The sequence below is a fragment of the Candidatus Obscuribacterales bacterium genome, assembly GCA_036703605.1.
GTDB lineage: Bacteria > Cyanobacteriota > Cyanobacteriia > RECH01 > RECH01 > RECH01.
In genome coordinates, this window is the sequence record DATNRH010001000.1 from 1 (window position 1) to 1,179 (window position 1,179).

A 1,179-nucleotide genomic window follows, 5' to 3' on the forward strand; every position below is an offset into this window, starting at 1 on the left:
AAAGCAACGGAATTCTCTGACAGAAGCCGCTTAATCCCAAACAACTACGGGTGACGTTGACTTGCAGCGACTTCTCTCCTATTTCCGATAAAGTTTAATGTTTAACCCGCTCGCTACAATATCGCTTCTGGTTGGGAGGAGCGATCGCGGATGCTGACTTATTCATAGGTTGTCCTGGGTGGTTCGGATGCCTTTTGCCATGTTGGAAGCTGTTAGTATGAGTCTAAGTATTTTGCCTGTGGAGCTATGAGCGGTATGGTGCGCAATCACATCAAGAATGCGATACAACGCTTGTTCCCGACATTGATGAAAGTGGATGAGGCGATCGCCCCTGGAAAAAAGTAGCTGCTCCTGGCATCGAGACATCGGAACTAGGAGCATCGTCATCACTAGGCTTAAAACCCGGCGCGCCCTTCCCTGGGGTGCGGTTGCCGGAGAACTTTGTGCCGCGGCCCAGGGCGTTGGCGGCGGTGAAGGAGAAGCTGCTGGCGGATTGTGGACAAACCCTGGTGGTGAGCGCTATTTCGGGTCTGGGGGGATTGGGCAAATCGGTGCTGGCAACGGCGATCGCGCTGGATCCCCAGGTGCAGGGGCGGTTCTCGGATGGAGTTTTGTGGGTGACGCTGGGCCAGAACCCTAACTTGGCAAGTCTGTTGGGGGATTGGGTGCGGACGTTGGACAAGTCGCGGGATAGCTATTCGGTGACGACACTGGAGCTAGCGCGAGACTATCTGCACAATTTGCTGATCGAGCGGCGAATGTTGCTGGTGGTGGATGATGTGTGGAATGCGGCTCATGCGGAGTGGTTTCGGGTCGGGGGATCAGGATGTCGGGTGTTGGTAACAACGCGGGAGGCGCGGCTGGCGGGGGCGGAGTATCACGAACTGGATTTGATGACGGAAGCGGAGGCGATTTCCCTGGTGCAGCAAAAACTGGGGGAGGCTTGGCGAGAGGAAGATGAGGCAGAGTTTAGGGGGTTTGCCAAGTCTTTGAGCTACTTGCCGCTGGCGTTGGACTTGGCGGCGAACCAGGTGCAGGATGGCTTGACCTGGGCGGAGCTACGCCAGGAGATTGAGGAAGAACGGCGGGCGGTGGCGGTGGCGTTGCTGGACTCCACGGAGGCATGGGAGGCGCTGGATCAGGAGAAACAGCGCAAGTATAGTTTGCGGGCTTGTTTTA

General features: G+C 56.6%; 1 protein-coding gene. It reads left to right on the forward strand.

The features are described from left to right. Positions 1-443: 443 nt before the first annotated feature. A partial coding sequence (locus V6D20_20505; protein ID HEY9818161.1) for an NB-ARC domain-containing protein occupies positions 444-1,179 on the forward strand: 736 nt, incomplete at its 3' end.